The 12,010-nt window shown below is 38.9% G+C and carries 13 protein-coding genes; 4 read left to right on the top strand and 9 right to left on the bottom strand.

Translation table 11 applies throughout. The features are described from left to right. Nucleotides 1-20 precede the first annotated feature (20 nt). The 4 genes from lptE to miaB are packed head-to-tail and all read right to left on the bottom strand — an operon-like array spanning nt 21 to nt 3,385. Nucleotides 21-539 (bottom strand): LPS assembly lipoprotein LptE, encoded by a 519-nt coding sequence (gene lptE / locus ACYVM0_RS08790; protein ID WP_460555547.1) that lies wholly within the window; start codon nt 537-539, stop codon nt 21-23. Nucleotides 540-558: 19 nt separating this feature from the next. Beyond that, complete coding sequence (locus ACYVM0_RS08785) at nt 559-1,797, bottom strand: sigma-54 interaction domain-containing protein (RefSeq protein WP_460555544.1); 1,239 nt, start codon at nt 1,795-1,797, stop codon at nt 559-561. Then, a complete protein-coding gene (locus ACYVM0_RS08780) occupies nt 1,797-1,970 on the bottom strand; it encodes a hypothetical protein (RefSeq protein ID WP_460555541.1) in 174 nt (57 codons plus the stop codon). Before ACYVM0_RS08780 ends, ACYVM0_RS08785 begins: the two co-directional genes overlap by 1 nt. Continuing rightward, nucleotides 1,967-3,385, bottom strand: a complete 1,419-nt coding sequence (gene miaB, locus ACYVM0_RS08775; RefSeq protein WP_460555538.1) for a MiaB/RimO family radical SAM methylthiotransferase — start codon at nt 3,383-3,385, stop codon at nt 1,967-1,969. Before miaB ends, ACYVM0_RS08780 begins: the two co-directional genes overlap by 4 nt. Nucleotides 3,386-3,554: 169 nt before the next feature. On the opposite strand from miaB, the gene ACYVM0_RS08770 reads away from it, so the two are divergent. Next, the gene (locus ACYVM0_RS08770) at nt 3,555-5,984 is read left to right on the top strand and encodes an outer membrane beta-barrel protein (RefSeq protein ID WP_460555536.1); all 2,430 of its coding nucleotides are present in this window, start codon (nt 3,555-3,557) and stop codon (nt 5,982-5,984) included. 4 nt (nt 5,985-5,988) lie between these two features. On the opposite strand, the gene ACYVM0_RS08765 is transcribed toward ACYVM0_RS08770, so the two are convergent. The 4 genes from ACYVM0_RS08765 to ACYVM0_RS08750 all read right to left on the bottom strand — a co-directional run bounded on the left by ACYVM0_RS08765 (nt 5,989) and on the right by ACYVM0_RS08750 (nt 8,388). After that, nucleotides 5,989-6,276: a hypothetical protein gene (locus ACYVM0_RS08765; protein ID WP_460555533.1), complete on the bottom strand. Its 288-nt coding sequence runs from the start codon at nt 6,274-6,276 to the stop codon at nt 5,989-5,991. Nucleotides 6,277-6,549: 273 nt separating this feature from the next. Beyond that, nucleotides 6,550-7,059, bottom strand: coding sequence for a hypothetical protein (locus tag ACYVM0_RS08760; RefSeq protein WP_460555530.1), 510 nt, complete (start codon nt 7,057-7,059; stop codon nt 6,550-6,552). A 17-nt stretch (nt 7,060-7,076) separates the two neighbouring features. Further along, complete coding sequence (locus tag ACYVM0_RS08755) at nt 7,077-7,859, bottom strand: (Fe-S)-binding protein (protein ID WP_460555527.1); 783 nt, start codon at nt 7,857-7,859, stop codon at nt 7,077-7,079. A gap of 7 nt (nt 7,860-7,866) precedes the next feature. After that, nucleotides 7,867-8,388 (bottom strand): hypothetical protein, encoded by a 522-nt coding sequence (locus ACYVM0_RS08750; protein WP_460555524.1) that lies wholly within the window; start codon nt 8,386-8,388, stop codon nt 7,867-7,869. Between the two features lie 77 nt (nt 8,389-8,465). Here ACYVM0_RS08750 and ACYVM0_RS08745 point away from each other — a divergent pair, with 77 nt between their 5' ends. Both ACYVM0_RS08745 and ACYVM0_RS08740 read left to right on the top strand, forming a co-directional pair. Further along, the gene (locus ACYVM0_RS08745) at nt 8,466-9,515 is read left to right on the top strand and encodes a hypothetical protein (RefSeq protein WP_460555521.1); all 1,050 of its coding nucleotides are present in this window, start codon (nt 8,466-8,468) and stop codon (nt 9,513-9,515) included. Between the two features lie 79 nt (nt 9,516-9,594). Beyond that, the gene (locus tag ACYVM0_RS08740; protein ID WP_460555518.1) at nt 9,595-10,275 is read left to right on the top strand and encodes a LysE family translocator; all 681 of its coding nucleotides are present in this window, start codon (nt 9,595-9,597) and stop codon (nt 10,273-10,275) included. Between the two features lie 133 nt (nt 10,276-10,408). Here the strand turns inward: ACYVM0_RS08740 and ACYVM0_RS08735 are convergent, their stop codons facing one another. Then, entirely contained in the window at nt 10,409-10,738 is a 330-nt protein-coding gene (locus tag ACYVM0_RS08735) for a DHCW motif cupin fold protein (RefSeq protein ID WP_460555515.1), read from the bottom strand. 90 nt (nt 10,739-10,828) lie between these two features. Between ACYVM0_RS08735 and ACYVM0_RS08730 the strand changes: the two genes are divergently transcribed. Further along, nucleotides 10,829-11,995, top strand: a complete 1,167-nt coding sequence (locus ACYVM0_RS08730; protein ID WP_460555512.1) for a class I SAM-dependent methyltransferase — start codon at nt 10,829-10,831, stop codon at nt 11,993-11,995. Nucleotides 11,996-12,010 lie beyond the last annotated feature (15 nt).

Here is a 12,010-nt window from a genome sequence, read left to right as displayed (position 1 = left end):
ACAAACAGCAAATAGTTTTTTTACCAGTTGGCAAATATCTTATTAAAAATTTCATCTACAATATTGCCTACTATCTTACTGCTGTTAGCCGTTTCAGCTTGTGAAAGGCTTTGTGTGGCAGGGAAATCCACGTAGGTACTTACATCAGCTTCAAAATTTTTCTTTTCATCCAGGCTGTTCTTAAAAATGAGGTGAAAAGAAATATTCAAACGGTTAGTGGTGGCGCTGTTGCCGCTGATACCGGTGGTACTGGTGTAATATTGTGTTACGCTGCCGCTGATATCGTAATGGGCATCATCATTATTGGTTTGACGCAAACGGGTATTACCAATGATCTTCGATTTTAGTTTTTCCGTTAACTGCGGACTCAATTGCGGATTTACATATTGCGCTTTATTGGTAAGATAATTCACCCTGAAGGTTTTTACTTCGGGGGGGATAGCACCAATATTTTTAAAACCATATTTACAGGTGGAGTAGGAGCAGGTTATAAGTATTATTAAGCAGGTAATAACCAGCTTCCAGCTTTTGATTTTCAAACTGCCACTTTTAACTATCTTATTCTTCAATATCATATTCCTTCAATTTTCTGTACAACGTTCTTTCACTTATACCCAGATCCAGCGAAGCATCTTTACGTTTGCCCTTATGTTTTTTCAGTGCTTTTATAATGAGTTCCTTTTCCTTATCCATAATGCTTAATGATTCCTCCACATCTTCGTGGTGATGGATATCATCAGTATTACCATGGTGCAAAATAACAGACTGCGATGCTACTGCCGGTAAAGCATTACCATTGTTGCTGCTGTATTCTTTTAATTCTTCTGCAAATACCGGGGCATGATGATTGCCGGCAATATTGGGATTTTGCAACAGATCAAAAAACATTTTCTTTAATTCATTCACATCTTTCTTCATATCGAAAAAGAGTTTGTATAAGATCTCTCTTTCATTGGCAAATTCTGTTTGACTCACCACGCCTGCACCACCCGAAAGAACCGGTAATCTTGAATAATTATGTTCCGGTAAAAAGCCTCTTAATTGTGCCGCATTAATATTTTTGTTCTGGCTCAGTACAGAAATCTGTTCTGCAATATTCTTCAATTCCCTCACATTACCGGGCCAGGTGTAGTTAATTAACACATTTTTTGCCTCTTCATCTAATTGCACCGGTGGTGCTTTGTATTTATCAGCAAAGTCGGCCGAAAATTTTCTGAAGAGTAAAGGAATATCTTCTTTCCTGTCTCTTAAAGAAGGCACCCTGATAGGAACCGTATTTAAACGGTAATACAAATCTTCCCTGAACCTTCCGGTTTGTGTAAATTCTATCAGCTCTTTATTGGTCGCTGCAATTACACGTACATCCGTCTTCTGCACTTTACTTGAACCCACACGTATATACTCACCTGCTTCCAGTACACGTAATAAACGTGCCTGTGTGCCCAATGGCATTTCACCAATCTCATCTAAAAAGATAGTGCCGCCATTCACCGTTTCAAAATAACCTTTGCGGCTATCCAATGCCCCGGTAAAACTTCCTTTTTCATGGCCGAATAATTCGCTGTCAATAGTGCCTTCGGGTATAGCACCGCAGTTAACTGCGATAAAAGGATTGTGCTTTCTTGCAGATAATGCATGAATGATCTGTGAGAACACTTCTTTACCCACCCCGCTTTCTCCGTTAATTAAAACTGAAAGATCGGTATTGGCAACCTGTGCCGCAATATTTAAGGCATGGTTTAATGCAGGTGCATTACCAATAATGCCAAAACGATTTTTTATACTTTGTAAATCCATTACCCTTCGTTGTCTTCTTGATTAATAATTTTCAGATCCTGAATTTCAATTAAGGCATAGCCTATAAAAGCACCTGCAGATGCAATGCCGGGAGCTATATTAGTTACACTAAAAGTTGCTATGCCTGCAATAAATGCAAACCCAAGGATGATATATTTTACCGGTAGTTTCATGTTGTTATCGGTTCGCCAAATAATGTACCTGCAGTACAGGAACTAATTTTTACAAAAACATAGTCTCCCTTTCTCAAATTTCCTTTAGGAAAAATCACCACTTTATTATGATCAGTTCTTCCCTGCAATTCATGGTCATCTTTCTTACTGGTGCCTTCAATTAAAACTTTAAATGTTTTGCCTACATCTCTTTGCATGCTGTGTAAAGATTGTATGCGGTGCAGGTCAATCATTTCCTGCAATCTTCTTTTCTTTACGGCTTCAGGAATATCATCTTTAAATCTTCTTGCGGCCAATGTTCCGGGGCGTTCGCTGTAAAAATACATGTACGCTAAATCGTATTGGCAATAACGCATCAGGCTTAATGATTCCTGGTGGTCTTCTTCTGTTTCGGTACAAAAACCGGTGATCATATCAGTACTTAATCCGCAATCCGGGATAAGTTCTTTAATACGGTTCACTTTTGCAATATACCACTCACGGCTATACGTTCTGTTCATCAGTTGCAATATGCGGCTGCTGCCACTTTGCACAGGCAGGTGAATATAGTTACAGATGTTCTCGTATTTAGCAATGGTAAACAACACATCGTCCGTAATATCTTTTGGATGAGAAGTAGAAAAACGAACACGTAATAACGGAGAGATCAATGCCACTTTTTCCATCAGCATCGCAAAAGTAACCGTCTCATTTTTTTGTTCATCTATCCAGTGATAACTGTCTACATTCTGGCCTAGTAAGGTTACTTCCCTGTACCCCTGTTCAAAAAGATCTTTACACTCATGTACAATACTTGCTGCATCACGGCTTCTTTCCCTGCCTCTTGTAAAGGGTACCACACAAAAGCTGCACATGTTGTTGCAGCCTCTCATAATGCTTACAAAAGCATTCACGCCATTACTGTTTAAACGGATGGGAGAAATATCAGCATAAGTTTCGTCACGGCTTAATAAAACGTTCACTGCTTTTTGCCCGGTCTCGGCCTCTTCAATCAAACCGGGTAAAGTGCGGTAAGCATCAGGGCCAACCACCATGTCCACCAGTTTTTCTTCTTCCAAAAATTGCGCTTTCAATCTTTCAGCCATGCAGCCCAATACACCTACCAATAAGCCGGGATTAGTTTTTTTGAATTTGCGGAATTCGGTTAACCTTTTTCTGACGGTTTGCTCGGCTTTATCCCTGATACTGCAGGTATTGATAAAGATAAGATCAGCCTCTTCCACATTTTTGGTGGCACCAAAACCTTTGCCCTGTAAAATGGAAGCTACTACTTCGCTGTCGGCAAAGTTCATGGCACAGCCATAGCTTTCTATATAAAAATGTTTCTTAAACAGGTTGATCTCGTTAGCAAAAGGTGCATACGCTTCGCCTTGCCTGGTCTCGTCGTGTTCTTTATGTGTCAATGTTTCCAGCATTTTTCCTGCACTTTTTTAGGACTGCAAAGATAGAGAAATCTCTGAAGATTATGACAGGATGGCAGAAACGGACTTTCTAAATCAGGAAAAATTTTGAAACCGTTGGTAACAAAAGCCCTGCAGCCATAAACAGAATGCAATAAATTTGTTTACCAAAACCATATTGTACTTGAAATTTATTTTTTTCACCATTTTTCCTCTCCTTTTTTTAACCGCTGCCGCACAAAAGGATACCAGTAAACCAAAGGGTAACCCGGGAGTTATTGTGGGCAGTGTGCTCGATAATGAAAACGCCAAAGCGATAGTTGCAGCTACTGTTACGCTTGTAAAAATTGCCGACACCGGGGTGGCCAGAACTTTTATTACAGCAAAGGACGGTTCCTTTTTATTTGACCAGCTTGCTTTTGGCTATTACAGGTTGCAGCTGAGTATGGTTGGTTACAATAATTTAAGGCTGGATAGTATTTATATCCGTGCCGAACGTTTTGATTTTGACCTGAACGAAATAAAACTTCATCGCAGATCAACCGATATGGATGAGGTAATAGTGTATGCAGAGAAACCAATTATTGAAAATAAGGACGGCAAAATAATTTTTAATGTAGGCGAATCTGCACTGAGCGCCGGCTCGTCCACTACCGAACTATTAAAACAGGCGCCCCTGGTAAATGTAGACAATGATGGTAAAGTGCAAATGCGGGGCAAGGATGTAAAAATATTGATTGATGATAAACCGGTGGAATTAAACGGCAAGCAATTGCAGGACCTTTTGGAAAGCATGCCCGGCAGCATGATAGATAAGATAGAAGTGATGACCACACCACCACCGCAATACGCCAACGAAAGGGGAGGAGTGATAAATATTGTAACTAAAAAAGGCCGTGTGGGTAAGAGCGGGCGCATCAGTATAAGTTATGGCACAAGGGGAGAGAACGGGATTAACGGCAGTTTCAGTTACCGGAAAAATAAGATTGCGTTGAATGCAGGCGCCGGCTTTGGTTATAATGCTTTTGAAGGCAACAGTTACAGCAACAGGCAAAATATTTATACAGATTCCATTAATTATTTTAATACCATTGGCAATAACAATAATAACGCTTTAAGGCCTAATGCAAGATTGAGCCTTGATTATGACCTGAACAAACGCAATGCTTTTAATTTTACCACTTACTATAACAGCAGTGATGCAGAAAGCAACAGCAATAATCAATACACCAACATCAACAGCGGTAATTTGATCTATAAGCTCAGTAACAGGGCCATCAGCACCAATAGCACCAGCTCTTCTCCCGGCTTTAATGCCACATATACTGCAAAAGGGAAACTGCCTACCACGGTGTTTAAAATAATTACCGGTGTAAATTTTGGTAGTAATGATAATGAGAGAGATTATTACCAGCAATATTTAAATCCCGATTATAGTTTTACCGGTACCGATAGCAGCCAGCAACAGGATACTAAAATAAAAAACAGTACCATTAGTATCCGTATTAATTACGACAGGCTTTTAAAGAACAATAAATTTTTTCTTAACCTGGGCAATGGGTTGATAAGGGCTAATAACCACAATATTTTAAACACTGCATTTTTAAAGAAGCCCGATAATATTTTTGTTAAGAATGAATTGCTGAGTAACGATATTGAGTTTCATCAAAACATATTTTTTTACAGGGCAGCATTGCGCTACACAATTGTACCCGACTTTAATATTACTGCCGGTGCACAGGTGGAACAAACCACAACTAATTTTGACCTGGTAAATGATACCAGTAACTATGCCAACAATTACTGGAGCCCTTTGCCATTTGTTACCATTATAAAAAAATGGGAGAATGATGTGAACATTACAGCCAGTTATAAAAGAAGTATTCAGCGGCCGGGATTGAATCAACTTAACCCGAGTGTGGATTACAGCGACCCCTACAATACCCGTTTTGGTAACCCTTACCTGCAACCTTATTTTGCAGATAATTTTGATTTTATCATTGGTAAATGGAACAAATTGTATTATGCCAATGTATCTGTCGGTTATAATGAATTGAAAGATATTTACAGCTCCATAAGAACATTGCAGCCCGATGGAAAAACCACTACCACCTGGCAAAACCTCAGCGGCAGAAAAGAGTACGAAGCCAATACCTGGGGTGGTTATACCATCAACAAAAAAGCAAAAGTAAACCTGAGCCTGGGTTATACTTACAATGTTTACAGCATACACGACAGAACAGTAAACCGTTACCACAATGGCGGCTCCGTATTCTCCACCTTTAATGGCAGTTACCAGTTTAATGATTTATTGAACAGTAATGCCAGCGTTACTTTCAACCGTTTTGCCAATCCGCAGGGCACGGTGAGGAGCACATTAAGTATGAATATTGGTGTGCAACAAAAATTCTTTAAAAAGAAAATGATCCTTTCTGTAAGCATGATCGATCCTTTTCGCCAGCAACAGAATAAATTCTTTACCTATGCCAGTAATTTTAATTTAGAGAGTTACAGCACTACTAAAACAAAAAATTTCAGGATTGCGGTGAGTTATTTGTTTAGTAAGAAGGTGAAGAATAATAAGGCAGCTTTACTTAAGGCGTTGAAGAAGTAAGGATTTAAAATCTTATTGTAGTTGGCTTGCTCCAGATGTAATCTTTTTTAGTGTATTTAGGGTCGTTTTCAAATAAAGAATTGAATCTTTTAAACTTTTCTCCGGTGTCTTTGAATAGATCGTCACCTGCAGCCGTTAATAATTCGTTCGATGGTTTTATTACTCTGAAACCGGCTCTTAGCATTACAGGATTACCAAAAGAGCTATCTCCAAGTTTATAGCCTCCATCAAGAGAAAAAGAATCGTGTGGTTTTGGTATTATTTCCTTTGGAAAATTTTGGTCACAACCCATGAAATCGCTGTTAACTATATAAGGGTCAAAACTTACACATCCATGCCACGAGCAAGTCATTACCCAGAAAGAAAATGCAGTGTCAGCGGTATTCGTGATTTTGATTCTCAGGGCATGGAAAACAGGACGATAAATTTTATCTTTATCAAGATCTACTAAAGTTACTTTCAGAGGATAAGCAGTCGAAGAATCTTTTTGGCTAAAAGAATTCACTGATACCAGGAGTAAAAAAAATAGTATGCAATATTTAGTTTTCATCAATGGAATAGAAAGTTACACTTTCGCCGGTAACCTTTTTGCCAGCCAGCTTTCCTTAACCGGCACAATCCATTTTTCTAATAATTCTTTTTTAGTCAGCACGGTATTATTAAAATACAAAGTATTGCCATCAATAAAATTATTTTCTGCGGCATAATTCAATTGTGATAGTGGCAGTAACTGCACTTTATCTTTAATGATAAAAGCCAGGTTTTGCCTGTTAAAAAGATCTACGTTAAATTTTTTCTCGATGTCTTTTATCAAATGTACAGAACTATCGGTGCTGCATCCGCTAACACCACTCTGCGTTTCATCGGCCATCAATACAATAAACTGCCCGAAAAATAAATTGGCAAATCCTTTTACCGTATCGCCATGGCTTTTCCAGGTAGCAACAAAATTGTTCAGCATGTCTTCCATTTCAAACGCCTCACTCATTAAAAACAAGCGGCTGCTCTGGTATATCCATACTTTGGAATTATCATCAAAGTCTTCGGGAATATGTTCTTTAATATCGGTGTTCATTTTTAATTATTTCAATATTAATTATTCATTGATAGTGCTACCAGTTCCGCAATATCCAGCACCTGCACTTCTTCTTCCTTTTCGTTACTCTTTACACCATCCGTAAGCATGGTATTACAAAACGGGCAGGCGGCAGCAATTACTTTTGCGCCGGTTGCCAATGCCTCATTGGTTCTTTCCTGGTTAATCCTGGTATCTCCTTTTTCTTCTTCTTTAAACATTTGTGCACCACCGGCACCGCAACATAAGCCATTACTTTTGCAGCGTTTCATTTCTACCAGTTCGGCATCCAATGCTTCTAAAACTTTACGGGGTGCTTCATAAATATTATTGGCACGGCCTAAATAGCAACTATCGTGGTACGTGATCTTTTTTCCTTTAAACGTTCCTCCGTCAGTCATCTTGATTTTGCCTTCATCAATCAATTGCTGTATAAATGTAGCATGATGGATCACTTCATACGTACCTCCTAATTCAGGGTACTCATTTTTCAAGGTATTAAAGCAATGCGGACAAGCGGTTACAATTTTCTTAATACCATAACCATTCAGAATTTGTATGTTCTGGTAAGCCATCATCTGGAACATGAACTCGTTGCCACTTCTTCTTGCAGGGTCGCCGGTACACATTTCTTCTTTACCTAAAATGGCGTATTTGGTGCCCACTTTATCCAGTATGGTCACAAATGCCTTCGTTATCTTCTGTGCCCGCTGGTCAAAACTTCCGGCACAGCCCACCCAAAATAAAATTTCAGGGCTTTCTCCATTAGCCATCATTTCGGCCATTGTTGGAACGTGCATAAACTTATTAATTTAATGTAGATATTATCACTAGCAAAGCTAAGGCAAACAATACAACATAAAGCCCTCCCAAAACAATTCCTAAAATTGACCTGGTATTATTGGGTGTTTTGTTTAATGAAATGGCGCCATAAATAATGGCTGATAGTGCAAAGGGAATAGATAAGATACCGATAAACGGAACCGCTATTCCTAAAAGCAATAAACCCCAGGTGGCAATGCCACAAAACAAGGCGTTTTTGCTATGCCTTTCTGCTTTTGATATATCGCCTTCACCTTTTTCAAGAGCTTTCATCTCTTTCTGCAATTTCCACTGCATAAATTTCCAGGCAATTTTTTCTTTGAACGATAAATGCCTGCCGGTGAGTTTTTCAAAATTTTTAGGGGAGAGGGAAAATAAATCCTCCGTAGTTAGCGGAGCGTTTATATTAACAGGAACAGTTGCAGTTGTTAAAAATGTTGGAGCCCCATAGGTAACACTTGCACAAAGGATACAAATTATACTTGCTAACCAGGTTTTTTTTACCATATATGATTGTTTTATCAAATCTAATTATTTTTATGGAATCCGGCTAACTGATTTTAGATAACTTCGCCTAATTAACAATGAAGAAAATATTTAAAAAAATAACTAATTGGGAGGCCTGGCCTTTCAAGTTAATATACGCACCCATTACGCCGGTTTGGCTCTGGTACATTTTTAAATCCCGTGCTGTTTGGTTTTTTACACCCAGCAACCCCAAATTAACTTTTGGAGGTATGGAGGGCGAACCCAAAAAAGAAATGTACGAGTTGCTGCCCAACGAACTTTATCCTGCCACATTTAATGTATTACCCGGCCAGGATATAGCATCTATTGAGGCAATGTTGCAGCAACACAGTATTACCTACCCGTTTATTGTAAAACCCGAAGTAGGCGGACAAGGCATTCTTTTCAGGAAATTAGATACTAAGGAAGAGTTTTTGCATTATCATTCCATTATGCCATTTGAATACATTGTGCAGCAACTGGTATATTACCCGGTAGAAGTAAGTGTATTTTATATCCGCCATCCAAAAGATGAAAAAGGAATAGTGACCGGTTTTCTCCATAAAATTCCATTGCAGGTAACCGGTGATGGTAAACTTACTTTAGAAGAACTGATACTGGAACATCCGAAAGGGAAAAAAAGAACCGGTGAGTTACACAGCAAGCATAAAGATAAATGGAATACCGTTATTCCTGCAGGGGAAAGGTATATGCTGAGTTATGCGGCTAACCATAACCGTGGGGCTCATTTTGTTGATCTGAAAGAACATATTGATGATAAATTAGTGAGCATTTTCGATAAGATAAGCCATGGGATCAACGATTTTTTTTATGGCCGGTACGATATTATGTGCGCCAGTGTGGAAGACCTGAAGAATGGCAGGAATTTTACGATACTCGAATACAACGGATGCGGTGCAGAACCCAATCATTTTTACGATACCGGGTATACGCTAATGGGGGCGTACAGGGAAATTTTAAAACACTGGAAGGCTTTGTATCAGATCAGTAAATACAACAGGCAACAGGGAATACAACCCTGGCCTTTACAAAAAGGGCGTAAATTTTTAAGCGATACCAACAGGCATATTAAGGCGATGAAGGAAGTAGATGAGCGGATAGGGTAGTAAGTCGTGAATGGTCAATCGTGAATACACAGGTGTAAAAACAGAGAGTCGTTCGATATTAATAAATTCGAAAATTCCAATGAAGAAATTATTGAAAATATTTTCCTGGGGTTTGGTCATCAGCTTTCTTGGATCTTTGCCTTTGGGTACGCTTAATGTGGCGGCAATGCAAATAGGCATACAGGAAAGTATTACTGATGCCATGTATTTTTCATTTGGTTCTTTATTGGTGGAGATGGTGTATGTAAGGCTTTCATTAGTAGGTATTGATTGGGTACGCAAGCAGGAAAAACTGATGAAGGCTATGGAATGGGTAACGCTGGCCATAATTGTGGCATTGGCTGTAGGAAGTTTTATTGCCGCAGCAAAGGGCGGAGGAGATGCAAAAAATGTGTTGCTGAAAAATAATATGCACCGCTTTTTGCTGGGCATGTTTATGTGCGCTATCAATCCTGTGCAGATACCTTTCTGGTTTGGATGGAGTACAGTATTGTTTACCAAAAAAATATTAGAGCCCAGGCAAAACCAGTACAACAGTTATATTATTGGTATAGGATTAGGAACACTTTTAGGTAACTGCGTTTTTATCTTTGGCGGAAAATGGCTGGTACAACGCATTGCCAACAGCCAGCAATATTTAAACTGGGTTATAGGTGGCATTTTTGCATTGACTGCTATAATACAACTGGTAAAAATGTTGTTGCATAAAGATGGCATCTCCAAATTCAATGAAGATAAAGCTGAAGAAACTACAAAGTAGTTTTTCCAGCAGGTATTAATTACATACATGCCCGCTAATGAAATACATTGGGTTGTGTTAACCTGCAAGCCGGAAAGTTTTTGCCATTTGTAGCAAGCCTGTTCACGAAGCGAATTAAAATTATTCAACCAGCTTAATCCACTATCAGCAATTTGCAGCCATTTACCGAAGAGGAACGATGCGCTTCACAATCATCTCCTACATGATAGGTCATGCCTTTGGAAAATTTAAACACCCGGCCATCTTCTAATTTAGTTTCCATTTCGCCTTCAATGCAATAGATAATATGGCCTTTGTGGCACCAATGGTCGGCCAGGTAATTGGCAGAATAATCCACCATTCGCACCCTGACAGGCCCCATATGAAAAATTTTGGAACTTGCTTTTCCGGTAACACCATCACGTTCCATAATTTCAAAATTGGTCCAGTCAACAATTGTAAAAGGGAATTTGTCAATTTTCATATATCAACAATAGTTTCGTTGTATAAAATTAAGGGAAAACCTTCATTCCTGATGTTTGGGTTACCTTTGCAGTGGTTTAAAAATTAAATTATGTCAAATCAGTTATCGCCCTTCCTGCAAAAAATTTCTGAAAGCTTTAACCTTCAGCAGCTGATTAAAATTACGTTGGGTAATAAAAGAGACAAGTCTGCTGATTTAAAAAACGTATTCATTAAACCGGTACGGATAAAAAATGCGGAAAAATTATCCTTTACTTACCGCAATCCCACACAGGATATTTTTAAGAATTACGACCTCAAAGAAAGCCTGATCTTAATAGAAAAAATGTTGCAGGCAGATTTTTATAATGCTGATCTTTTTACTGCGGCGAATGATCTTCATTTGGCAATTGATAAAAATGATGTTGTTAAGATCATTACCCGGCCGGCGACCTTATCCATAACAGCAGCAACACAGCAACATGATAAACAAAAAGTTCGTGTGGTAAATTCCACCACTGCTGTTTACCTGCACCAGTTGGGTATTACCACTGCCGAAGGAGTAGTGAAAAAAGATATGCAGGATAAATTTAAACAGATCAACCGCTATGTGGAAATTATAGAAGGTATCATAAAAGATATTCAGTTAGACGAAAATATTACAGTCGCTGATATGGGCAGTGGTAAGGGATATTTAACTTTTGCGTTGTATGACTACCTGACCAACACTTTAAAAAAAGATGCCACAGTGGTGGGTATTGAAATGAGGGAAGACCTGGTGAATAAATGTAACCAGATAGCAAAAAATATCCACTACCAAAATCTGAAATTTGAAAAAGGAACGATACAGGATGCTGCTGTACCTGCAATAAATATGCTGATCGCTTTACATGCCTGCGATACCGCAACCGACGATGCGATATGTAAAGGTATACAAGCCAATGCCCGGGTGATCATTTGTGCGCCTTGCTGCCACAAACAGATACGCAAACAAATGGCGCCGGAAAATGAATTGAAAAATATTACAAAACATGGTATTTTACTGGAGCGCCAGGCCGAGATTGTAACAGACAGTATTCGTGCTTTAATGCTGGAAGCACATGGCTATAAAACAAAAGTGTTTGAATTTATTGCCACAGAACATACGCCCAAAAATGTGTTGATCGTTGGCATCAGAACCAATACAACCGAAGCCTCAAAACAGGAAAACCTTGAAAAAGTGGCGGGCTTAAAAAAACTCTTTAATATCAAAACACATTACTTAGAAACGCTGTTGTAAGAACACGCCTTGCAG

The organism is Ferruginibacter profundus (genome assembly GCF_054783275.1).
Note: the sequence above shows the minus strand (reverse complement) of the source record. Positions and strands in the feature narration are given on the sequence as shown.

What these genes read in the sequence shown, in the direction of transcription:
- ACYVM0_RS08735 (WP_460555515.1), bottom strand. Translation starts at nt 10,738, where the DNA reads ATGAAAATTGACAAATTCCCTTTTACAATTGTTGACTGGACCAATTTT.
- ACYVM0_RS08745 (WP_460555521.1), top strand. Translation starts at nt 8,466, where the DNA reads ATGAAGAAAATATTTAAAAAAATAACTAATTGGGAGGCCTGGCCTTTC.
- ACYVM0_RS08785 (WP_460555544.1), bottom strand. Translation starts at nt 1,797, where the DNA reads ATGGATTTACAAAGTATAAAAAATCGTTTTGGCATTATTGGTAATGCA.
- ACYVM0_RS08740 (WP_460555518.1), top strand. Translation starts at nt 9,595, where the DNA reads ATGAAGAAATTATTGAAAATATTTTCCTGGGGTTTGGTCATCAGCTTT.
- ACYVM0_RS08730 (WP_460555512.1), top strand. Translation starts at nt 10,829, where the DNA reads ATGTCAAATCAGTTATCGCCCTTCCTGCAAAAAATTTCTGAAAGCTTT.
- ACYVM0_RS08765 (WP_460555533.1), bottom strand. Translation starts at nt 6,276, where the DNA reads ATGGGTTGTGACCAAAATTTTCCAAAGGAAATAATACCAAAACCACAC.
- ACYVM0_RS08755 (WP_460555527.1), bottom strand. Translation starts at nt 7,859, where the DNA reads ATGCACGTTCCAACAATGGCCGAAATGATGGCTAATGGAGAAAGCCCT.
- miaB (WP_460555538.1), bottom strand. Translation starts at nt 3,385, where the DNA reads ATGCTGGAAACATTGACACATAAAGAACACGACGAGACCAGGCAAGGC.
- ACYVM0_RS08750 (WP_460555524.1), bottom strand. Translation starts at nt 8,388, where the DNA reads ATGGTAAAAAAAACCTGGTTAGCAAGTATAATTTGTATCCTTTGTGCA.
- ACYVM0_RS08760 (WP_460555530.1), bottom strand. Translation starts at nt 7,059, where the DNA reads ATGAACACCGATATTAAAGAACATATTCCCGAAGACTTTGATGATAAT.
- ACYVM0_RS08780 (WP_460555541.1), bottom strand. Translation starts at nt 1,970, where the DNA reads ATGAAACTACCGGTAAAATATATCATCCTTGGGTTTGCATTTATTGCA.